General features: G+C 54.9%; 20 protein-coding genes. 8 read left to right on the top strand and 12 right to left on the bottom strand.

Going from position 1 to position 22,324, the window contains the following annotated elements:
- A partial coding sequence (locus H6G62_RS20720; protein ID WP_190498692.1) for an ATP-binding protein occupies positions 1–1,807 on the top strand: 1,807 nt, incomplete at its 5' end.
- Positions 1,808–2,172: 365 nt separating this feature from the next.
- On the opposite strand, the gene H6G62_RS20715 is transcribed toward H6G62_RS20720, so the two are convergent.
- A complete protein-coding gene (locus H6G62_RS20715; RefSeq protein ID WP_190498690.1) occupies positions 2,173–3,357 on the bottom strand; it encodes a DNA cytosine methyltransferase in 1,185 nt (394 codons plus the stop codon).
- 513 nt (positions 3,358–3,870) lie between these two features.
- On the opposite strand from H6G62_RS20715, the gene H6G62_RS20710 reads away from it, so the two are divergent.
- Both H6G62_RS20710 and H6G62_RS20705 read left to right on the top strand, forming a co-directional pair.
- On the top strand, positions 3,871–5,208 hold the full coding sequence (locus tag H6G62_RS20710) for an efflux RND transporter periplasmic adaptor subunit (RefSeq protein ID WP_190498688.1): 1,338 nt from the start codon (positions 3,871–3,873) through the stop codon (positions 5,206–5,208).
- Positions 5,209–5,214: 6 nt separating this feature from the next.
- Positions 5,215–6,147, top strand: a complete 933-nt coding sequence (locus tag H6G62_RS20705; RefSeq protein WP_190498686.1) for a LysR family transcriptional regulator — start codon at positions 5,215–5,217, stop codon at positions 6,145–6,147.
- Positions 6,148–6,334: 187 nt separating this feature from the next.
- Here H6G62_RS20705 and H6G62_RS20700 read toward each other — a convergent pair whose 3' ends face one another.
- From H6G62_RS20700 to H6G62_RS20670, 7 genes are all read right to left on the bottom strand, one after another.
- Positions 6,335–7,360, bottom strand: coding sequence for an ABC transporter permease (locus tag H6G62_RS20700; RefSeq protein WP_190498685.1), 1,026 nt, complete (start codon positions 7,358–7,360; stop codon positions 6,335–6,337).
- Positions 7,361–7,477: 117 nt separating this feature from the next.
- Positions 7,478–7,828 carry a thioredoxin gene (gene trxA / locus H6G62_RS20695; protein WP_190498683.1) on the bottom strand — a complete coding sequence of 117 codons (351 nt, stop codon included), beginning with the start codon at positions 7,826–7,828 and terminating at the stop codon, positions 7,478–7,480.
- A gap of 188 nt (positions 7,829–8,016) precedes the next feature.
- Positions 8,017–8,544 (bottom strand): universal stress protein, encoded by a 528-nt coding sequence (locus H6G62_RS20690; RefSeq protein WP_190498680.1) that lies wholly within the window; start codon positions 8,542–8,544, stop codon positions 8,017–8,019.
- A gap of 321 nt (positions 8,545–8,865) precedes the next feature.
- Complete coding sequence (locus H6G62_RS20685; RefSeq protein WP_190498679.1) at positions 8,866–9,258, bottom strand: single-stranded DNA-binding protein; 393 nt, start codon at positions 9,256–9,258, stop codon at positions 8,866–8,868.
- A gap of 648 nt (positions 9,259–9,906) precedes the next feature.
- Positions 9,907–10,620 carry a glycerophosphodiester phosphodiesterase family protein gene (locus H6G62_RS20680; RefSeq protein WP_190498677.1) on the bottom strand — a complete coding sequence of 238 codons (714 nt, stop codon included), beginning with the start codon at positions 10,618–10,620 and terminating at the stop codon, positions 9,907–9,909.
- Between the two features lie 101 nt (positions 10,621–10,721).
- Positions 10,722–12,215, bottom strand: coding sequence for a cobyric acid synthase CobQ (gene cobQ, locus H6G62_RS20675; RefSeq protein ID WP_190498675.1), 1,494 nt, complete (start codon positions 12,213–12,215; stop codon positions 10,722–10,724).
- A gap of 333 nt (positions 12,216–12,548) precedes the next feature.
- Positions 12,549–12,971, bottom strand: coding sequence for an Npun_F0494 family protein (locus H6G62_RS20670; RefSeq protein ID WP_190498672.1), 423 nt, complete (start codon positions 12,969–12,971; stop codon positions 12,549–12,551).
- A gap of 127 nt (positions 12,972–13,098) precedes the next feature.
- On the opposite strand from H6G62_RS20670, the gene H6G62_RS20665 reads away from it, so the two are divergent.
- Complete coding sequence (locus H6G62_RS20665; RefSeq protein WP_190498671.1) at positions 13,099–13,983, top strand: EamA family transporter; 885 nt, start codon at positions 13,099–13,101, stop codon at positions 13,981–13,983.
- A gap of 74 nt (positions 13,984–14,057) precedes the next feature.
- On the opposite strand, the gene H6G62_RS28400 is transcribed toward H6G62_RS20665, so the two are convergent.
- The gene (locus H6G62_RS28400) at positions 14,058–14,189 is read right to left on the bottom strand and encodes a hypothetical protein (protein WP_277883046.1); all 132 of its coding nucleotides are present in this window, start codon (positions 14,187–14,189) and stop codon (positions 14,058–14,060) included.
- A 107-nt stretch (positions 14,190–14,296) separates the two neighbouring features.
- Between H6G62_RS28400 and H6G62_RS20660 the strand changes: the two genes are divergently transcribed.
- The 3 genes from H6G62_RS20660 (at position 14,297) to H6G62_RS20650 (ending at position 17,442) form a co-directional block, all read left to right on the top strand.
- Positions 14,297–15,358 (top strand): mannose-1-phosphate guanylyltransferase, encoded by a 1,062-nt coding sequence (locus H6G62_RS20660; RefSeq protein ID WP_190498669.1) that lies wholly within the window; start codon positions 14,297–14,299, stop codon positions 15,356–15,358.
- Positions 15,359–15,498: 140 nt separating this feature from the next.
- Entirely contained in the window at positions 15,499–16,404 is a 906-nt protein-coding gene (locus H6G62_RS20655) for a hypothetical protein (RefSeq protein WP_242052190.1), read from the top strand.
- An 84-nt stretch (positions 16,405–16,488) separates the two neighbouring features.
- Positions 16,489–17,442, top strand: a complete 954-nt coding sequence (locus H6G62_RS20650) for a YihY/virulence factor BrkB family protein (RefSeq protein ID WP_190498667.1) — start codon at positions 16,489–16,491, stop codon at positions 17,440–17,442.
- Positions 17,443–17,536: 94 nt separating this feature from the next.
- Here H6G62_RS20650 and H6G62_RS20645 read toward each other — a convergent pair whose 3' ends face one another.
- Positions 17,537–18,130, bottom strand: coding sequence for a class I SAM-dependent methyltransferase (locus H6G62_RS20645; RefSeq protein WP_190498665.1), 594 nt, complete (start codon positions 18,128–18,130; stop codon positions 17,537–17,539).
- Between the two features lie 100 nt (positions 18,131–18,230).
- Positions 18,231–18,941 carry a ribose-5-phosphate isomerase RpiA gene (gene rpiA / locus H6G62_RS20640; RefSeq protein WP_190498663.1) on the bottom strand — a complete coding sequence of 237 codons (711 nt, stop codon included), beginning with the start codon at positions 18,939–18,941 and terminating at the stop codon, positions 18,231–18,233.
- A 330-nt stretch (positions 18,942–19,271) separates the two neighbouring features.
- Here rpiA and H6G62_RS20635 point away from each other — a divergent pair, with 330 nt between their 5' ends.
- On the top strand, positions 19,272–21,182 hold the full coding sequence (locus tag H6G62_RS20635; protein ID WP_190498661.1) for a fumarate reductase/succinate dehydrogenase flavoprotein subunit: 1,911 nt from the start codon (positions 19,272–19,274) through the stop codon (positions 21,180–21,182).
- 1 nt (position 21,183) lies between these two features.
- Here H6G62_RS20635 and H6G62_RS20630 read toward each other — a convergent pair whose 3' ends face one another.
- Positions 21,184–22,149, bottom strand: a complete 966-nt coding sequence (locus H6G62_RS20630; RefSeq protein WP_190498660.1) for an integron integrase — start codon at positions 22,147–22,149, stop codon at positions 21,184–21,186.
- Positions 22,150–22,324 lie beyond the last annotated feature (175 nt).

Genomic DNA, 22,324 nt, shown 5'->3' with positions numbered 1-22,324 from the left:
GAAAGGCTTTACATCAGCCAGTTTCGGACATGATGGGTCGATTGACTCAGCTCATGTCCGTTTTTCTTGGCGTCCCGCTACCGGATACAGAACTTCCCACTGTCCAGAAGAAAAGAGAATCGAATATCAAGATGATGGTACAGGAATGAGCTTTGATGAGCTTAATGACAAGTATTTACTCATTGGAAGAAATAGGAGGGTTAGCGAAAGCGATATTACTCCTAAAGGGCGAAAAGTCATAGGGAAGAAGGGTCTTGGCAAATTGTCAATATTTGGGATTTGTGATGAGGTAAAAATTAGAACTATAAAAAATGGCATCCTAAACGAGTTCATAATGAATCTTGATGCCATAAAGAAATCGGAAGACTCTTCTTATTATCCTGATATTGTTCAGCTTGACATGCCCACAATAGAATCTTCAGGGACTAGCATAGAATTGAGAAGAGTAAGGAGAAAGTCTCCTTTTGATTGTAATTCAATTGCGCAAAGTCTATCTAAAAAGTTTCTTATCTTTGACTCCCTAAAAACAATACTTCTGAGAAATGAAGAAGAGACAATTGAAGTTTCAAATGAACTAAAATTTGAGGGATTTAGAGAGCAATTCTCCTGGGAATTTCCTCTGGATGAATTAGAGACAGATTATGCGGAAGCAAGTAAAGTAAAGGGCAAAATAATCACTTTAGAAACACCAGTAAAAGATACGGAAATGAAGGGTGTCTATCTAGTTTCTAGAGGGAAGTTAGTCAATAAGGCTGAATTTTATGGCTTAAGAGATACAGATCAATTTCATACCTACATAACAGGTTACTTACAGGTTGATTTCATTGACGAGATGGAAGAAGATGTCATCTCAACTGATCGACAATCTCTGAATTGGGAAAATGATCGGATGAAAGAGTTGAGAGAATATCTTCAAGCCGTCATAAAAAAAATAGCTTCAGAGTGGAAAAAGAAGAGATCTACTTTAAAAAAGGAAAGCATCAAGCATGTGAAAGGAATTGATATTGAGGGATGGCAACGTAGTTTACCTACATATGAGAGAAGTCTAAGCGAAAGAATAATCAACCCAGTGCTTGAAAATAGCACTATTGATGTTGACGATTCTAGTGAAATAATAGGAAACGTAATAGATAAGTTTGAAAATCAGACATTTAAAGAGTACGCATGCAAGATTGCTGATCTCGATAAGCCGGAAGAGATTCCAATGCTCCTGAAAATCATGGAAGAATGGAAAGCTGTTGAATCTCGTCAGTATTGTGATCTGGCAGTTGCAAGGATAGAGGTAATACAACGCTTCGAGGAGTACATTAAGTCTGATACAAGAGAAGTGCCTACTCTGCATAATTTCCTAAAGCAGTTTTCGTGGCTATTAGATCCAAGAATCTTAGAGTTTAAAGACGAGGTGCATTATTCAAGTCTTCTTAAGGAGACTTATCCGGAAGAGGACTTAGAAACTAAAGATCGAAGGATTGATTTCTTGTGCAGTAATGCATTAGGAGGCATCTTATATGTTATTGAAATCAAAAGAAGCAAATACAAAGTAGATACAAAAGCATTAGAACAGGCTCTTGAATACGGTGTCTTTTTGAATGATAGATATGCTACAGAATCAGGTTTTTCAAAAGTAGTTGCTTTTGTAGTTGGAGGCGAAAAATCTACAGATGCTATATTCAAGCACAAGGAAAAAATTTATAGGGAGTCTGGAACAATTTTTGTAAAAACCTATGCTGAATTATTGGAGCAATCAAAGCAGTATCATAAGGAATTTATTGATTTATATAAGATTGATAAAAATTACAAGAGGTAGTGATATTGAAACAAATTAGCTGATGGATTCTAACAGTTATTGCTAGACCTCTGGGATTCAAATAACTCGCTCAGTAATTGCTCTAGAAAGCGATGCATTTCAGCAATCCAGCACCCTCAGCTTCTGCGCATTTAAATTAATATGTCCACCTTTCTAGGATCCTTATCATGAGGCTTTTAGAGCGATCTAACTGGTTGACTAGCACGACACCGAGAAGCATTGATCTTTCGTAGATCAGATGGCGGGATAGCAAAAACCACTAAGCCCAAAGTTCTTTGCGAGTGTTGGGTTCTGCTTCGCTGTACTCAGCCTACTGTGGAGATGTGCTAGTTAATCAGGCGATCTAGCTAGCGTAATTTAAATGCCTAGCAACTTACCTTAATGTTTCCTATGGAATAATAGTCGCGAATTAATTCAACAATTGGCTCCGCCACTGCCTTAGCAAGCAGTGGGGGCACAGAGTTTCCAACTAACTCAAACATTCTAGTCATTGGAGCATAAAATACGAAGTCATCGGGAAAACTTTGGATCCTTGCTGCCTCTCTAACTGAGATGCTTCTGGTTTGAAGGGGATGTATATAGGCTAAGCAATCTTTTCTCATATGAGCTGTCAAAGTCCATGACGGCTCATCCCAGACAAGCCTCTTATATTTATCATCAAAGATATCTGACCTGTAACGCATTAATTCTTCTGGAATATCTCCATATTTCTGTCCTTGCTTGAGGAGGCTAAATATCTTTAAATCTTCGTAGTTATGTGCTCGACACAGATGGTTTCTAACACCACTTTTATTTCGTGCTCTCATAACCTTTTGGTATTTGGATAAAGGATTTGTCGCGTAGGGTAGCACTATATCCTTCTGTCTTGGGCCGCTTGATTTAGCTTTGAGTGGCATAGAGAAAGCTTCCAGTTCAGGAAGATCTCCAATTGCTTCTCCCACAGTTACTGGCGTTTCAGAAACTGTCTTAGGAAATATAGGGCTTACTGCTAAATCACTGCGAACACCAACAATAAAGACTCTCAATCTTTTCTGAGGTACACCAAATTCTGACGCATCTAAAACTCTGTAATCAACCCGGTAGCCATTCTCTTCAATACCACCAACTATGCTTGCTAAAGTTTCTTTTTTATGCCTGAGATTGTCAACATTCTCCATGACACAAAATAAAGGTTTGTAATATTTTACAAACCTAATAAATTCTTTGTATAGAAAATTCCTTTTATCACTTTCTACATCCATTTTTAGATCTCTTCGCATTTTCCCTAGCCCAACCCTTGAAAAGACTTGGCAAGGGGGGCCTCCAATAATAATATCTACATCATAAGGTCGCAAACCTATAACCTCTAAATTTGTTAGCTCTTGTATATCCTGGCAAGGGAGTTTAAACTTGCAACTTTGAAAGTTATTATGGTGAGTATTAATAGCATAGGGATTTTGATCAATGCCACCTAATATTTCACAACCTGCTTGTTGGAAGCCCAGGCTCATGCCGCCTGCACCACAAAATACGTCGAGAACGGATGGTCTAACTTGTTTTGGTGAAGGCATACATTCTTCAGATGAGCTAATCTTAGCTATGCAGTACTTAATAAGTATATACCAAATAGTTGAAGATCTAATATGTTAGATTGCATTGAGGTGAGTCAGGTTATCGGAAACCTGAAGTCCTCATTTAGAAGAGGTTTTACTATTTACTGCTGCTCTCATTGTTATTAATTTTGGCATAAGATGCCTCAAAATTATGCCAATAATTCACGAGTAAAAGCATAGCCTACAGCCTAAAATTTCTCTCACGAAGAGGTTATGGCTCAATCTTTACTGCTTCTTATTTGCCAGATATCTCTATGCCATTTCAGCGCTTTTGAACTAGGCCAAAATATTGAATTATCCGGCAGGCTTATCTGTTCCCCCCTAAAGTTACCCGTTTCCCGGCTTTCTAACGCCGCCTCTTTTGTAAATCTATCCCACAGAACTAAAATCCGGTACAAGCCGTTGCGCTGCCCGCCGCCAATGGCCCGTCCTACAATGGGACTTGCCCCGCCGTGTTCCTGGTGCGCTCCGATGAAGATTCCTGTGATTGGCAAACTGCGTCGTCCTTGGCTGTGGCTGGGGGGAGGGCTGGCGGTGCTGTTGGTGACGGGGGGCGGGGTGGCCTGGACGCTGGGGCGCAATCGTCCGGCCTACAACATTGCCGACTACACCACCGAAGCCAGCCTTCAGCCGATCACGGTACGGATTAGCGCCAGCGGTACGGTGCGTCCGGTGCAGACGGTGAACCTCAGCCCCAAAACCGCCGGAATTGTGGCGGAACTCTACGTGGAGCAGGGGGATCGGGTCATCCAGGGCCAGCCCATTGCCCGGATGGATAGTGCGGATCTGGTGGCCCAGGTGGCCCAAAGTCGGGCCGCTGTAGCGGAAGCCGAAGCCACCCTCCAGGACGTGCGCCAAGGCAGTCGGCCCCAGGAAATTGCCCAGGCCGAAGCCGCCGTCGCCGCTGCCCAGGCCCAGGTGCGCGATAGTCAGGCGCGGTTAGACTTGGCAACGAGCGATCTGCAACGGATTCGCCGTTTGCACCAGCAGGGAGCGGTGGCCCGTACAGAACTGGATAATGCTGAACGGGAACGTCGCAGCGCCCAGGCCGGGGTAGACCAGGCCCAGGCCCGATTACTAGAAGCCCAGGAACGGGCGGATGATCTGCGTAACCTGCCAGAACCCGAAGCCATCGCCCAGGCCGAAGCTCGGTTGGCCCAGGCCCAGGCCCAGTTGCAATCGACCCAGGTGCGGTTAAACGACACCCTGATCCGCGCCCCCTTTGCGGGCACCGTTACCCAGCGTTTTGCCGCCATTGGGGCCTTTGTGACGCCGACGACAACAGCCTCCGATGCCTCCTCGGCCTCCTCCACCGCCATTGTGGCCCTGGCTCAAGATTTGGAGGTGCTGGCAGAAGTGCCCGAAGCCGACATCAGCGTGATTGAGCTAGGCCAGCGGGTGGAGGTGGTGGCCGATGCCTTCCCCGACGAAACCTTCCAAGGACAGGTGAAATTGGTGGCCCCGGAGGCCATTAGTCGCCAGAATGTGACCCTGTTTCAGGTGCGAATTGAACTGACCGAAGGCAAGGAACGGCTACGGTCTAACATGAATGTGGACGTAGACTTCATTGGCGACCAACTGGCGGAAGCCCTGGTGGTGCCCACGGTGGCCGTGGTGACCCAGGCAGGGCAAACGGGGGTGTTGGTGCCGGGGAGCCGTCGCGATATTCTGTTTCAACCCGTCACCCTTGGCCCCCAGGTGGGCGATCAAATCCAGGTCACCAACGGCCTCCAGGCGGGGGATTCCGTCTTTGTGGATCTGCCGCCCGGACAGTCCCTCAATTCCATCACGGTGCGCCAGGAGCGCTAATGTCCCATGGCTAAGGCCGATCCCCATCGCGTCAAGCTGTCCCAACTCCGTGCCCTGGTGGCCATTGCCGATGCGGGCTCCTTCAGCGAAGCCGCCTTGCAAATGGACTTATCCCAATCCGCCGTTAGCCACGCCATCGCCACCCTAGAGGACGAGTTGGGCGTCATCCTGCTCAGCCGCAGCCGCCAGGGGGCCGTGCTCACCGCCGTGGGCCAGCAGATTACCGAGGAAGCCCGCCTCGTGTTGCGATCCTTACAGAACCTCTGCCACCAGGCCGATCTGGCCAAGGGCTTACAGAGCGGGGAGGTGCGCCTAGCCGCCTTTCGCAGCGTGGCCACCCACATTCTGCCGGAGGTGATTCGCCAATTTCGGGAGCAGTATCCCCACATTCCCATCGCCATCGACGAAAAATCCCACTACGAAATGGTGGAGGACGCCGTGCGCCAAGGCCATGCCGACGTGGGGTTCACCTACCTGCCCACCAAGGCCGACTTTGAAAGCTGGGAACTGCTGCGGGATCGCTACCTGGTGCTGCTGCCCCCCACCCCAGCCCCCGTGGCTAGTCCCCTCAGTTGGGCGGATTTGGCCACCTATCCCCTCATCCTGCCCCCCAGCGACGACGGGGATCGCCAGCATTTAGAAGGACTACTGCGCCGCCAGGGCCAAACCCTCAAACCCGCCTACTCCGTCCGGGAAGATTCCACCATCCTCGGCATGGTCGAACGTGGCCTCGGAGCCACCATCATGGCCCACCTCGCTGCCCAGCCCATCCCGCCCCACCTGCAAGTGGCCGAATTGCCCATACCCCTAGAGCGCACCATCGGCGTGATTGTGTTGAAGGAGGCTCTGCTGCCGCCCCCGGTCTATGCCTTTTTAGATCGCCTCAAAACCGTGTGGCCCCTCAGTGCATCAGCAGGATTAATTCTCCCGTCCTCCTGAAATCTATCGCAGAACGCGAGACCTATGGATGTCATGGTGATATCCCCATACACGGCTGCCCAAAATTAGGGTAACGGAGATCTCATACCAAATCCGAATTAGATCACCCCGGCTCCTAGCCCAGCAAACCCTAGGGGCGCGGTCTCCTCTCCCGCTGATACCGGGGACAAACGAGCCAGATTTAGGATTAGTAGCGAATGCGGGGGTCGATGTAGGCGTTGAGGATGTCGATGGCGATGCTAATCACCGCCACAATCATGCCGAAGAACACCATCAACCCCTGCACCACGGGATAGTCTCGCTGGGAGATGGCTTCATAGAGACGATTGGCGAGACCGGGCCAGGAGAAGGTGACCTCCGTGAGTACGGCTCCGCCCAGCATGGAGGCAAAGGTCAGCCCTAGGAGGGTAATCACTGGAATGAGGGCGTTTTTTAGGGCGTGGACGAGGACAATGCGCCGCTCTGGGATGCCCCTAGCACGGGCCGCTTCCACATAGTCGGCGGTGAGGGTTTGTTTGAGGTTGACCCGCACCATGCGCTCAAACACACCGCTGATGAGTACCCCCAGGGTGAGACTGGGCAGGGCGAGGTAATACAGAGTGGTGGCGAAGGCAGGCAGATTCAGCGTGAGCAGGCTGTCTAGCAGATACAGCCCGGTGGGGCCAGTGGGTGGGGTGGCCTGGAGAGGGTAGCGGGTGCCGATGGGAAACCAGCGTAACTGCACCGCAAAGATGAGCTGCAAAATCATGCCAAACCAGTACATCGGAATGGCGTAGGTGATAATGCCAAACAGCCGCCCTCCGGCATCCAGGGCCGAGTTGGGCCGAGAGGCAGAAATGACCCCCACCGTTACCCCTACCACCGTGGCTACGATCATGCCGCAGAGGGCCAACTCTACCGTGGCCGGAAAGTGGGCGCGAATGATGGCCCAAACCGTTTGCCCCTGGGTGGCAATGGAGGTACCCAAATCGAGCCGCAGCAGTTGGCCTAGATAATCTAAATACTGTGCCCACAGGGGTTGATCTAATCCCAACTGTGTCCTCAGTTGATCCTTCGCCGCCGCCGGAGCCCTCGCTCCCAGTAGGGCATCCACCGGATCCCCAGGGGTGGCCCGCAACAGCAAGAATACCACCGTGGTAATCGTCCAAATCATCAACGGGGCCAGCATCAACCGAGTGAGGACGTAGTAGCGCAGGGCGGCGGAACGGGACATGGGGGGATGGGTGGTTGGGGGTTAGGCTGCTGTAGGTTGGGTGGCGCGGATCAAAACCCAACCGTTTAGTCGGGGAGAGCCGGGGTGGTGGGCGGTGCCCACCCTACGATTAGGGGCCTAGGCCATTGCGCCGTTGGTAATCAGATTTTCCAGTTTGGCGGCGAGGTCTTCCTTGGCGGCAACCCCTTCAATGGTGGCGACCCGTTCGCCCTTGTTGAAGAAAATCAGGGTGGGGATGGCCATCACATTGTATTGAAGAGCCAGGGCGTCTTCGTCGTCCACGTTGAGCTTGGCGACCTTGGCACGACCAGAAAAGGATTCCGCCAGTTCTTCCACAATGGGGTTCATGATGCGGCAGGGGCCACACCAGGCCGCCCAAAAGTCTACCAAAACCGGAACATTGCTCTGGAGCACTTCGGTGTCAAAGTTGTCCGCCGTGATCGTGAGGTACTGGGCATCGTCTGCCATGGGAAAATCTCTCCTTGAGGGTACTTGGGGAATGTCCCTGGGTCGTCTACATCGTTTTCTACAGTACTGCATTCTTGGCCTGCCAAAGACAGCCACCCGGTCACGGCTCCGGTGCCTCCGGCAAGACCATCCCCCCGTGAGCGGCCAGGTTTCCTCGCTCTACGGGGGGATGGGTTGGGGGTTGGGAACTAGGCTGGGCGGGTGGCTGTGGCAAGGGGCGTTTCGGCCTCGACCTGGTGACCGCTGTGGACGACCATCACCGAACAGGCCGCATGGTGCATGACATGGTTGCTAACGCTACCGAGAAGCAGCTCGCCCAGCCCCTTGCGGCCATGGCTACCTACCACAATCAAATCCGCTTCCCAGGACTTGGCTACGGCGCAGATGGTGTTGGCCGGATCACCTGCCGCTTGGGAAAATTCCACCTCTACTCCCACCGCTGTAGCGCGATCCGAGTCCTGTTGTAACATGGCCAGACGGTTGGCCTCAAAGGTTTCCCAGCGTTTTTGGTAGTCTTTCCAAACGGCGTCATCCAAGACTGGATAGTAGGCTTGATAAGAGCGAATGGGAATACCGGGACTGCCTTCTTCGTAGGCCGAGAGCACATGGAGCAGCAGCAACTTGGCTCCAGTAGCCTGGGCTAAGTCCATGGCTTGCCCCAACACCGTTGGCCGCAAGGACGAACTATCTAGGGCCACAAGAATGCGCTTAAACATGGTGAGTCTCCTCTGCTTCTTGCTGTGAGCCCACTGTCCTTGTTGCTCTGCGTTGGAGCGATGAATCTGAAGCAACACCAGCGTTAAACGGCCAGCGGTAGAGCATCAGAGCTAGGAGCCGTAGGCTATAGCTTCATTATAAAAAACGGCCCCACAGTATCTCCTAGGACGTTACAATGCCGCAACAAAAAATCCACCCTGCCCTATCTACAACGTCAAAAACGGATGTCAAAGAAACCATGTAAAAAAAGGTGCGGACAAGCCGCACCCTTCGCTCTCGTCCACGGCGCTCTCTCCGTGGAAGTTCTCTGTAATCCAGCCCTAGAAGGTTTGACCTACAGCGACCAGATCCGCTGAGGGATCAGGGGTTTTAGGGCTAGAATCCAAAAAGATGTCGGTGGCTTTTAACCTCAAACCTGCCCGTGGCTGAGCATCCGATTTACTCAGATAGGGATCGGCGTCAATGGTGCCACTGGCAATAATTAAAGACCCTTTGCGAATATGGGGCAGCTTGCGCCATGCGGCGGATCCTTCCCACACACTGATTTCGACCATAAAGCTGTCGTTTTCCTTGCGACTGGGAATGCGGTCTACATAAATTGTCATATTGGCCACTTGCGCGCCGCCCCCGGTTCTTCGTTCAATACTCCGAACCTCTGGATCGGCGGCCACATTACCAGCCAACGTACACACATTTAAACCACGACTCGACATACGAGATAACTCCTAACGGCTAACGTTGATTGCCCTTGGCCTGTGGGCCATGGCTGATGATCACCAGCCTGATCGGTCGTGGACGGTAGACGTTAGGGATGGGGCGTTAACCGGGACGTTAACACAAGTCGATGCACCCTGGTCTAGCGGTGGCTTTGTTGTTGGCAAAGCTACGTCATGATCAGCGGATCAAGGCTGGTAGTTTCAAGGTGCACAGCCCTAGGGGCAAAATTGCTAAGCGTAATCACGGAACTTTTTCCGCCAACCCAACGCTGGATCGGGAAACAGACGGCCCACCCAGATCTTCGGGGGATTCACGACCCCCAGGCGCTTGTCACTGACTTCAGCCAATTGACTGAGTAGGGCATGGAATGGGCCGAGGGTGCAGAGGTTGAGGGTGTTCAGGGGTGTTCAAGGGTGTTCAAGGGTGTTCAAGGGTGTTCAAGGATCCGTAGATCACAAAGTCCCCGTAGCCCTCACCCCCAGCCCCTCTCCCAGGGGGAAGAGGGGCGTCTGAAAGCCCCTCAAAGTCCCTCTCCCCCGATGAAAGAGCGCGTTAGGGTGAGGACCAAGAACAGGGCATTCGATCAAGTGTGCAATCTAATGAGGACATCTAAGGGCATCCCAGACCCTTCAAGGGCAGCAGCGTTAAAAAGCATCAAAAATGTAGTTGTCGGCGCAATGTTGGGCCTTGGCTTGGTCGGAGGGGTTGCGTACCGTCCAGGTGATGATAGGAATACGAAAGGCGCATTTAGCCACCGTGGTCGAGAGTTTGGGTAAGGATCGCAGGTCGTAGGCGATGAAGTGGGGTTGGCTGGCCCAGTTGAACAGTAAATTACTGTGGGCTAGGGCCAGGTGTCGGGGGGCGGGTTCCCAGCCTATGGCGCTGGAGAGTTGCCCGCGTCGGATGTGGGGGGCGTGCCGCTTAAACCACTGCAAGGAGAGGGGGTTGAAGGACTGGACGGCAAAATCCCCCTGATAGGTGGTAAGACGGTTGAGGAGAGCCTGTTCTAGGGCTCCGACTCGGCCTTCGTTTTTAATTTCAATCAGTACCGGAACCCGACCCTGAATGAAATCCAATGCCTCGACGAGGGAGGGGATGGTTTGGTCGGTGTCGTAGAGACGGTACTGTTTGAGAGTTATTAGGGTTTGTTCGCCAATGGTGCCCGGTTGTCCGGTGAGACGATCTAGGGTTTTGTCGTGAAATACCGCCAGTTCGCCATCGGCTAATAGGTGGAGATCCATCTCGATGGGGTAGCCCTGGGCAATGGCGGCTTCAAAGGCCAGCAGGGAATTTTCCGGCACCGTTTTGCCTTGGTGCAGGCCACGATGAGCAATGGGTCGAGCAGTAATCCAGTCCATGGCAGGCATTCTAGACTAGACTGTCCCCCGCCTGGGTTAAGGGAATTTCTAGATTTTGCCTAGGATCTTAACCTGGGCTGTAAGAGGTTGGCATTGAGCCGCTAGGGACTGATGAGGGGACTGAGATCGAGGTGTTGGCTAATTTCATCGGCCAGGGTGTTGAGGATGGCCTCTCGCTGTTCGCGGTAGTTGGGGATGCCCGTGGGGAGCGATCCCAACCCGCGCTGTTGGCGGAGACGATTCAACCAAGCTCGTCGCCAGGGGCCATTGTCGAAAATGCCGTGTAGGTAGGTGCCCCAAAGGGATTGGGTGCTGTCTACCACACCGAGGCTGCGGTCTTCAAAGAGGAACTCAAACTCGTAGCCTGTTTGTTCCTTGGCTTCGGACAGGTTGATCTGGGTGCGACCCTGGTGCAGTTCGTAGCCCGAGACGGGCAAGCCATCCTGGGGAAAGCGGGAGGTGATCGTGCGCTGACGGGCAATTTTTTCCTGCGTAATCACTGTCCGCATGGGCACCAAATCCAGGGCTGGGAAGCGGCCTTCGTGGCCTTCAATGCCTTCGGGATCGGCCATGAACTGCCCCATCATTTGAAAGCCGCCGCAAATGCCCATCACCGTGCCCCCCGCCGCCACATAGTCGCGGATGGCGGCGGCCATGCCCGTGCGCTGGAGAGTGAGCAGGTCGGCAATGGTGGTTTTGGTGCCGGGAATGATTACCGCATCGGGATAGCCGAGGTCATCCTTGGGGCTGAGGTAGACCACCCGCACCGAGGGTTCCGATTCTAGGGGGTCAAAATCGGTGAAGTTGGCAATGCGGGGTAACTTCACCACGGCGATGGTCAGATCCGCTTGCTTTTTACGGTTGGGCAGACGATCTAGCAGGCTGAGGGAATCTTCGGCGGGCAGGGTTTGGTCGAGCCAGGGAACCACCCCCAGCACCGGAATACCCGTGCGCGCTTGCAGCCAGTCTAGCCCCGGATCCAGAATCTCCCGCTGCCCCCGAAATTTGTTGATGACGATGCCCTTCACCAAGGCTCGCTCGTCCGGTTCCATCAGATCCAGGGTGCCAACGATGTGGGCAAACACGCCGCCCCGGTCAATATCGGCCACCAGCACCGTGGGGGCATTCAGGTGTTTGGCAATCCGCATATTGGTGAGGTCGCGGTGTTTGAGGTTGACCTCCACCGGACTGCCTGCCCCCTCGCACACCAAAACATCGTAGTCTTGGCTAAGCACAATGAGGGATTCCTGAATCACCTGCCACCCCTGATCAAAAAAGTCTTCATAGTAGCGCTGGGCGGTGGTGCTGCCCATGGCCTTGCCCTTGAAAATTACCTGGGAGGTCATGTCCCCCTGGGGTTTCAGCAGAATCGGGTTCATTTCCACCTGGGGCGTCACCCCCGCCGCCCATGCCTGCACCGCCTGGGCATAGCCCATCTCGCCCCCGGTGGTGGTCACGTAGGCATTGAGAGCCATGTTCTGCCCCTTGAAGGGAGCCACCCGCCACCCCTGACGATTCAACAAGCGACAAATGGCCGTTGTCATCATCGACTTGCCGACGTGGGAGGCCGTTCCCACCACCATAATTGCCCGCATCGCACTTCTCCAGGATCTAAGACTAACGAGGACGACGTTGCTGGCCCTCACCCAACCCCGCACCCAGGGGGCTACTACGTACACCGATCTTGCCACCAGTCGTAAAATTCTAGGCGATCCCCCTAAATCCCCCTTGGGAAGGGGGACTTTTTCTTAAGGGAGGACTTTGGCTCCGGTTCCCCCCTTCTTAAGGGAGGACTTTGCCTCCGGTTCCCCCCTTCTTAAGGGGGGCTAGGGGGGATCTCTCTAGCGCATGGTCTATATCTAGGCCTTGTGTGTACTGAGTAGCCCAGGGGGAGAGGGAAGCCGGAACAGATGGCTAAATCAGCTCAATCAGCCCTGCCACCAACTGGGTATCCGCAGCCAGCGGTGCCATGCGTTAGTGAGATAATCGCCCCAGGTGGGCTGTAGTTGGCTGGTACTGAGTTGTTCTAGATGATCGCACAGGTGATGCCCCAGGGGCGTGAGGCGAAAACTATCGGTCAGCCCTTGGCCATCCACTTCCCGCCGCAACAGCCCCACGGCAATCAGCCACATGAGCTCGTTATCCGCTTGCAGTTCCGACAGGGATCGGCGGGCATAGCCGTTTTTGACGCCCTGGGGATGGCACACCTGGCGCACGGAAACACTCTGGCGGCGCAGGGAAATCAGCAGGTCTAGGCGAAAGGGCGAACACTTAAAGGCGCGTTCAGCCCGTTTCCAGGAGGGTAGGGGATAGCGCTGGGTGAGGCTGGGGTCGGCGTTTACAAGGGCCATAGCTTCAAAGTCGTGGGGCGGTTTGGGAGAGGGCGATGCCTAGCCCTATTGTATAGGGGCCGCAGGCGTAATCCCAGATGGAGGAGAGAATGCTGCGGTCAGTAGAAAACGTTCAGGGGAGAAATCTATGCGCGGTGAGTTGGCGGCCCTGGCGGCAGCCTGTCTGTGGGCAACGGCGACGGTACTATTTGGCCACATTGGCAAACAGGTGTCGCCCTCCGTCCTAAATTTGGCGAAGGGGATCATTGCCCTCACCCTGGTTCTCATCACGCTCCTGGTGCTGCAACAGGCTCCGACTGGGTTAGATGGTCGGGCTTGGGGGCTGTTGTTGGCCAGTGGTGGGCTGGGCGTTGGCCTCGGCGATACCCTCTACTTCACCTCCATCAATCGCCTTGGCCCTCGACGCGCCCTCCTCCTCGAAACCCTAGCCCCACCCCTGGCCGCCCTGTTGGCCCTAGGCTTTTTAGGAGAAGTCCTTTCCCTACGATCCTGGGCGGGGATTGGCCTAACGGTGCTGGGGGTGGTGTGGGTCATTTCCGAGCGGGTGCCGACCGGATCCACCTTAGTGAGACCCCGATGGCAGGACGCGATGTTTGGGGTGCTGGCCGCCTTGGCTTCGGCGGGGGCGGCGGTGCTGTCGCGGGCCGCCTTGGCCAACACGGTCATCGACCCGCTATGGAGTACGCTGCTGCGCCTGGGGGGGAGCCTGGTGGTTCTCCTAGTTATCCTCCGTAGCCAAGGCCCATTGCCCTCCCCTCGGGCCATTGTCCCCAACCGCCGCGTGCTGGCTTGGTTGATTCTGGCGTCGTTCTTGGGCACCTACCTGGGCATTTACCTGCAACAAACCGCCTTCAAGTTTGCCGCCACCGGGGTTGCCCAAGCCCTCCTAGCCACTAGCCCCCTGTTTGTGCTGCCCCTGGCGGTGGCGATGGGAGATCGTGTCAGTTGGCGAGCGGTGGGGGGCGCGTTATTGGCCCTGGTGGGGGTGGTGCTGTTGGTGATGGGACAGTAGGGAATCGGGAATCGGGAAAAGCGTAGGGGCATAACGCCAACGCGAGGCTAGCGCCAACGCGAAGCCATGCACCTTTATCGGTGGGCCATCGCTGCGGCCCCCATGGGTTGCACGGCCAGAGCAGGGAAAGACTGGGTCAGTAACGATTCGAGATGGGCATCAGCGCACCCATAGATCGCGATGATAAACTCATCGATGTTAAACATGGTTTTGTCTTCATGAAATCGCTAGACCCTTTGATAGTTCTAGTGTTAGAAGACAAAACCTTTGCTTTGGAATGAGTTGCACATCGCGTTACTAGGGATGAATACCTATGCCCCCCTTTGTTCCTGTCATCCTCGCTGGTGGTAAGGGAGAGCGCTTTTGGCCCGTTAGCCGTCTTGCCTGCCCTAAGCAGTTTCTTTGTCTGGATGGCCGTGATCGCAGCTTGCTTCAGGCCACGGCGGATCGTTTGGAAGCGCTGGCGGGATCTTGGGCAGATCTGTGGGTGATTACCGCTGAACACCTAGCGGATCGGGTACGCCAACAACTGCCCCACCTGCCGGAGGCCAACCTGCTAGTGGAACCCGTGGGCCGAGATACCGCCCCCGCCGTGGCCTGGGCTACCCTGGAAATTGCCAAGCGCTACGGTCAGGAGGCCGTGGTGGGCTTCTTCCCCGCCGACCACTGGATTGCCGACGAAGCCGCCTTTTGCCACACCCTCAAGGCCGCAGCGACCCTGGCCGCAGAACGGGGAGCCATCGCCACCCTGGGCATCACCCCCACCTACGCCGCCACGGGCTATGGCTACATCGAACAGGGCGACGCCGCAGGCACCTACGGCGATCTGTCCGCCTACCAGGTCAGTCGCTTCACCGAAAAACCCGACGCCCCTACCGCCCAAGCCTTCATTGACAGTGGCCGCTTTAGCTGGAATAGCGGCATGTTTGTCTTCCCAGCCCAGGTGATGCTGGAGGAACTGAAGATCCATGCCCCTGGGTTAATGCAGCCCATCCTCGATCAGGGCGTCGCCGCTTACCCCGGCCTAGAAAAGCTCAGCATTGACTACGCCGTCATGGAGCACACGGCCCACGCCTACGTCATGCCCGTGGCCTTTGGCTGGGATGACCTAGGCGACTGGAACGCCGTGGAGCGCCTGCTAAAACAGCCCGACGACAAAAACGTCAACCTCGCCACCCACATCGCCCTAGACACCGAGGGCAGCATTGTCTATACCTCCAATGCCGAGGAGGTGGTGGTGACCATTGGCTTGCAAGACGTGGTGATTGTGCGCGACGGCAACGCCACCCTGGTCGTCCACAAAGACCGCACCCAGGACATTAAACAGGCGGTCAAGCAACTGGGGGCTGAGGAACGTTTCCAACACCTGCTCTAGGGGGCCGCCACGTCTTTCTAGGGGTGGGGCCTGCTCCGTATACTGAGCGCTACTCCCTAGGGGCCTCCGTAATATGCTGTGACCGCAGGATCCGCGATATCAGCAGGTCTTGATATAATTCCTGAGATCATCGCCAGCCCATGACAGATTCGGTTAGCCGCCCACCGTTGCGGATTGTACTTGCTATGCCCTCCACCATCGACGACATTGACCTCCAGGCCCGCCAGGGTAGCGTGGCCGCTATTATCCAACTCCTCAACGAACACTTCGCTGACGCCGGGATTCGCACCCGTGCCGTGCAGGATAATGGTGTGCTGCAACTACTGGTGGAAGCCGCCACCGCCGAGCAACTGCCCCAGGCCACCGTGGTGGACGAAGTGAAAACGGTACTAGAGACCATCAGTCCTAAGGGCATCAATCGGGTCAACATCAACAGCCGCATTGTGCAAGAACAGCAGTTGCTATGGCTGGATGAGATTAAGCGCGATCCCGAAAACAGCCTCCTCTGGGCAGAACCCGTCACCCTGCGGCGACCCAATCCCCTAGTGCGGCTGTGGCAAGATCTCCGCGCCCCCCGTCAGCGAAATCCCTATTTAGAGGTGCCCGACCGGAAACCCTCCGCTAGCCAGTCGGCCTTTTGGCGCGGGCTGATTGGGGGGGCAAGCCTCGCCCTGCTGCTGCTGCTGGTGGGCTGGGCCACCAAGGATTGGCTCCGGGCCAGTGTCAGCGGTGATCCGCCCTCCCCCGCCGACACGTCCTCTACCGATGCCCCCCCTGCCAATACTCCTCCCGCCATTCCCCCCGATCAAGACCCCTTTGTTCTGGCGGTGCGCATTGCCCAACAATCTGTCGAAGATGGCAAAACCGCCACCACCGCCGCCGAATGGCTCGACCTGGCGGTGCGCTGGCAGCGGGCCTCAGATTTAATGGCCGAAGTACCCCCAGAGGACGAACGCTACCCCATCGCCCAGGATCGGATGGGTATCTATGCCAATAACAAAACCCTCGCCCTAGAAGAGGCCGGACGCATTCAATCCGCCAACTAATCACGTTGGAGTCAAGTTCCACCCCGCTGCCACGACCTAGGGTTGAACCTGGTATAACTGGATGCAGCTTACCCCACTGCATCCATGATTCGTTACTTCCAAACCACCGTTTTTCCCTATCTCAAAGCCGAACTGCTGCCCTCTAGACCCGCACAGTTGCTGATCCAAACCGGATTGAAGTGGGATCGAGATAATGTGCCTGGTATGGCGGCGGCGCTGTCCTACTACGCCCTCTTTTCCCTATTTCCCCTACTACTGGTGTTGCTGAGCATTTTTGGGGTGTTGATTGGCCCCAATACGGAGGCTTTTTTGATGATTCAAGATGCCATTGAGCGCTTCTTGCCCACCGAGGTTCATGATCTCGTTAAAGAAACCGTCATTGCCCTAAATCAAAATAGCGTGGGGGCGGGCCTGGTCGGGTTTGTGCTCCTGCTCTTTATGGCCAGCACCATTTTTGTCATTCTAAAGCGCTATGTGAATCAAATTTGGCAGTCCCCCAGTCGCGTTACCGAGGCAGGTTCTCCCCTGAAAATGGCAACGTTCTTTATCGTGAATAAACTCTCTGGATTTTTGCTAGTTTTTGGCACGGCTCTCCTGCTGTTTGCCTCACTGGTATCTAATATTGCCATCAAAATTATTCTAAAGCTGGTCAATGAGTTTCAAGAACTCTTGCCCTTTATTCAAATCGACGAACTACAGCTTAGTCGAGGGCTTCAGGTTAGCTCATCGTTGTTCATTTTATCCATCGCGATTTGTATTCTGTTTAAGATTTTGCCGACGGTGCGCCTAAGCTGGAATGATGTGTGGCTAGGGGGCTTGCTGACGGCCTCGGCCCTGGTGGGGTTACAGCAGCTTGTGAGCAACAGCGTCATTTCCATTGGTGGTCGCTTTTTGTCCTACGGGGTAATTGGCAGCGTTATGATCTTGATGCTGTGGATCTTTCTCGCCTGCCAAATTTTCTTCTTTGGTTGCGAACTCTCCTATGTCTATGCCCATCTCTTTGGGAGCCGCCGCCAACGCCGGATGGATCGAACATAGCGACTCACGGAAGCGACTCACGGATAAGACAAAGCAAGCTTCTAACGATCCCCCCCAGAGCCCTCACCTAGCTGATCCTAGTCTGTTGGCGAGCCTAGACAGCGGGCTTCACGCCGAAAACCTGCACCACCGCACTGTGGCCCCGATGGCCAATACCTTCATGAATGTCTCGCTCCAGTTCTTCCCCAATGGTGAAGGTGAGGCCCGCCAGTTCTTGCTGGAGGGTGGGCCAGTCCATCATTAGATCGGCCACGGGTGGGCCTCCGGTTTTGAAGTTAAGCTGGGCCGGGGTATAGGCTTCTAGCACAAAGACGCCACCGGGTCGCAGCCCCTCCACCCCTTGACGGTGGATTTGGGCGCGGAGGGGCGGGGGCAGATGGCAAAAAATCGAGACAATGCCGTCCCAGCTTTGGGGTTGAATCTCAAACTCCGCCAAATCCGCCACGATGGTTCGCAGGGGAACGCCATGTTCCGCCGCCAGTCGTTGGGCCTTGGCGATGCCCACTTCCGACGCATCCACCGCCGTGACCCGATAGCCTTGCTGGGCCAGGTACACGGCATTGCGGCCCTCGCCCTCAGCCAAGCACAGGATGTTGCCCTTGGGAATTTGGGGGCACACCTGGCGCACAAAGTCGTTGGGCTGTTTGCCGTAGAAATAGTCGGGTCGGTTGTAACGGTCGTCCCACATGGCGTTGATTTGGGTTAAATCTGGCGGAAATATCCTCAATCCTAGGGGATTTTCTGGGTGGGGGACGGGGAGACCCCACCCCTACGGTTAGGCCGGGGGATTATAGCTTGCGGACGCTGGCTTGGCCGTCTTTGACTTCGCCGATCAGGACTTCGGTGGCGAGGTCGACGAATAGGCCGTTATCCAACACCCCAGGGATGTTGTTGATGGTTTTCTCCAGGCCAGCCGGGTCGTCGATGGCGGTGAATTTCACATCCAAAATCATGTTGCCTTGGTCGGTAATCACAGGGCCATCTTTTTTGATGCCCATGCGCAGTTCGGGCTTGCCGCCGAGGGATTCTAGGGCTTTGCTGACGGGGGTAACGGCCAGGGGCAGCACTTCCACAGGCAGGGCAAAGGTGGTGCCGAGCTTGTCCACCAGCTTCGAGCTATCCACCACCACGATAAATTCCTTGGCGAGGCCATCGACAATTTTCTCGCGGGTGTGAGCTGCGCCGCCGCCTTTAACCAGGTTCATGGTCGGGTCTACTTCGTCGGCCCCATCAATGGCGATGTCGATGCCATCGATTTCGTCCAGGGTGGTGAGGGGAATGCCGTACTGCTTGGCCAACACGGACGCCTGGAAGGAGGTGGGCACGCCCTTAATGTTGCTGATTTCGCCCTTGGCCAGCCGCTCGCCAATGAACTGAATCGCAAAGGCCGTCGTAGAACCCGTGCCCAAGCCCACCACGGTGTTGGACTGCACCCGCGCCGCCGCCTGCCGTCCCACTTCCTGCTTCATCAACTTCACAGGATCCATTTCTGCTGCCATGGGGTTCTCTCCTTCGATGGTCTACCTAATATCGGTATCTAGCATGACCTAAACCGGGCGCTCTGCATAGCCTTCACCCCAGGATGGTTTGCTCTTCAGCCCCTCCGTGTGGGCATGGGTCTCTCCTGATCTGGCGCTGAGGTCATGGCAATGGCGAGCGCTTCTCAACATTGGCCGTATGAATTTTATCGACAGGCATTTTGGCGATAGGCTTCTTGGCACTGACATTTGTAGGCAGAAGCTGAATAATAGTGCTATCTGCCCCATCCCTCGGTTGCCTTCGCTCCACCGAGGGGGTCATGCCTTGCCATCCCCTATGCCGCTGTCGCTATGCTCAATTCCCGTATTCCCTCCGGCCCCCTCAACCAAAAATGGAGCGATTTTAAGAATCACTGCCGTTTGGTCAGTCCCAAAAATAAGCAGCGACACACCATTCTGATTGTGGGCACTGGATTGGCGGGGGCTTCCGCAGCGGCATCCCTGGCGGAACTGGGCTACCAGGTCAAAAGCTTTTGCATCCAAGATTCTCCCCGACGCGCCCACAGCATTGCGGCCCAGGGCGGCATCAACGCCAGCAAGAACTATCCCAACGATGGCGATAGCGTCTGGCGGCTGTTCTACGACACCATCAAGGGCGGCGACTATCGGGCGCGGGAGGCCAATGTTCACCGATTGGCCGAAATCAGCAGCGGCATCATTGACCAATGCGTAGCCCAGGGGGTGCCCTTTGCGCGGGAGTACGGTGGGCTTTTAGATAACCGCTCCTTTGGCGGGGCGCAGGTGTCGCGCACGTTCTACGCCAAGGGCCAAACCGGGCAGCAGCTTCTCATCGGAGCCTACAGCGCCATGATGCGGATGGTGCGGGCGGGCAAAGTCGAGGTCTACGCTCGGCGGGAAATGCTGGATTTGGTGGTGGTGGATGGCCAAGCGCGGGGCATCGTCGTTCGCAACCTGGTAACGGGGGAATACGAGCGCTACGCCGGGGATGCGGTGCTGCTCTGTACGGGCGGTTACGGCAACGTCTATTACCTGTCTACCAACGCCAAAAATTCCAACGTTACGGCGGCATGGCGCTGCCATCGGCGGGGGGCGTTTTTTGCCAACCCCTGCTACACCCAAATTCACCCCACCTGCATCCCTGTGTCGGGCGACTACCAATCTAAACTCACCCTGATGAGCGAGGGCCTGCGCAACGATGGCCGCGTCTGGGTACCCAAACAACCGGGCGACACCCGCCACCCCAACGACATCCCCGACCACGAGCGCGACTACTACCTCGAAACCCGCTACCCCACCTTCGGCAACCTAGTGCCGAGGGACGTGGCCTCCCGCAACGCCAAGGCCATTACCGACGAGGGGCGCGGCGTGGGCGAAACGGGGCTGTCGGTGTACCTAGACTTCCGGGAAGCCATCCAACACCACGGACGCGACACCATCGCCGCCCGCTACGGCAACCTGTTCGACATGTACCAGCGCATCTCCGGCGAAAACCCCTACAAGGTGCCCATGCGCATCTACCCCGCCGTTCACTACACCATGGGCGGCCTCTGGGTGGACTACCACCTAATGAGCACCACCCCCGGCCTGTTTGTGCTGGGGGAAGCCAATTTCTCCGACCACGGAGCCAACCGCCTGGGGGCCAGTGCGCTGATGCAGGGCTTGGCCGATGGCTATTTCGTCATTCCCTACACCCTGGGCGACTACCTGGCCAATCAGTCCCTCGCCCCAGTTTCCACCGACGACGATGCCTTTGGCGAAGCCGAGGCCACGGTAAAAGCCCGCATCACCAAACTGCTGTCCATCCAGGGCAACAAAACCGTGATGGAGTTCCATCGAGAGCTAGGCCACATCGTGTGGGACAACGTCGGCATGGCCCGCAATCGCGAAGGACTAGAAAACGCCATCACCGAAATCCAAGCCCTACGCACAGAATATTGGCAAAACCTCAAACTCCCGGTCGAAGCCAACACCCTCAACAAAAACCTCGAATTTGCCGGACGAGTGGCCGACTTTATCGACCTTGCCGAACTGATGGCGCGGGACGCCCTACAACGGGAAGAATCCTGCGGGGGCCACTTCCGCGAAGAACACCAAACCCCCGACGGCGAAGCCCAACGGGACGACGACCACTTTGCCGTAGTCTCCGCCTGGGAATATCGCGGCGAAGGCCAAGTGCCGCAACTGCACCAGGAAAATCTGGTGTTTGAAAACGTCCAACTCACCCAGCGCAGCTATAAGTAGCTCAATCCAACGGACTCCGCACCCCTCGCCCGCCCCGGTTCAGCACATGGGTGTAAATCATCGTGGTCTTCACATCCTTGTGGCCCAGTAATTCCTGCACCGTGCGAATGTCGTAGCCATCTTCGAGCAAGTGGGTGGCAAAGCTGTGACGAAACGTGTGACAACTGCCATGCTTGGTAATGCCAGCCTGTTGCATTGCACCTTTCACGGCCCGCTGGACAGATTGCTCATAAACATGATGACGACGTACCACCTTAGACCGTGGATCAACCGACCGTTTCCAAGAGGGAAATACAAACTGCCAGATCCACTGCTGATTTGCGTTGGGATATTTTCGCTCTAGCGCATAGGGTAGCTCAACAGTGCCATAGCCTAAAGACAAATCCATATCGTGAAGCTTTCTAGCTTTTTGAAGCTGTAGCTGAAGCGGCATTTCTAACGCCTTGGGCAGCATCGTCTGACGATCCTTCTTACCCTTGCCATCCCGCACTGTAATCTGTCCATAGTCGAAATCTAGATCTTTTACCCGCAGCCGTAACCCTTCCATCAATCGCAACCCACTGCCATAAAGTAAGCTCACAATCAGATGTTCCACACCATCTAAGTGAGCCAAAATTTGCTTGACCTCTGACCGACTAAACACCACAGGCAACCGTTCTGGCTTCTTAGCACGTTCAATGTTGTCGATATACGGCAACTCTATTTGCAAAACTTGCCGATACAGAAACAGTAAGGCGCTCAAGGCAACGGTCTGCGTTGACGGAGCCACATGACGCTGAATCGCCAAATGAGAGAGGTAAGCCCGGATCTCTTCGGCCCCCATCTCTCTAGGATGGCGCTTGTTGTGGAACAGGATGAAATCTCGAATGTAGTAAACATACGACTTCTCGGTCTTGAGGCTGAAATGCTTCAGGCGAATGGCTTCCCTGACCTGATCAAGCAGGCGTGGTGGTGGTGATGGTGACATAGGTAGATGCTGGATAACCCCGACAGGAGGGGTATTATCCGTCAAAAGTGCTGGATAATACCCTCACCTACCATGCTTAACCCTCAAATCTGCTGGATAACACCCCAAAACCACGGTGTTATCCAGCAAAAATGATTATTAATTCCTTAAGATTCGGGTATTATCCCGTAGATCT

It is taken from the genome of Phormidium sp. FACHB-1136, from assembly GCF_014697375.1.
In the GTDB taxonomy this organism is placed as follows: Bacteria; Cyanobacteriota; Cyanobacteriia; order Phormidesmidales; family Phormidesmidaceae; genus Nodosilinea.
Note: the sequence above shows the minus strand (reverse complement) of the source record. Positions and strands in the feature narration are given on the sequence as shown.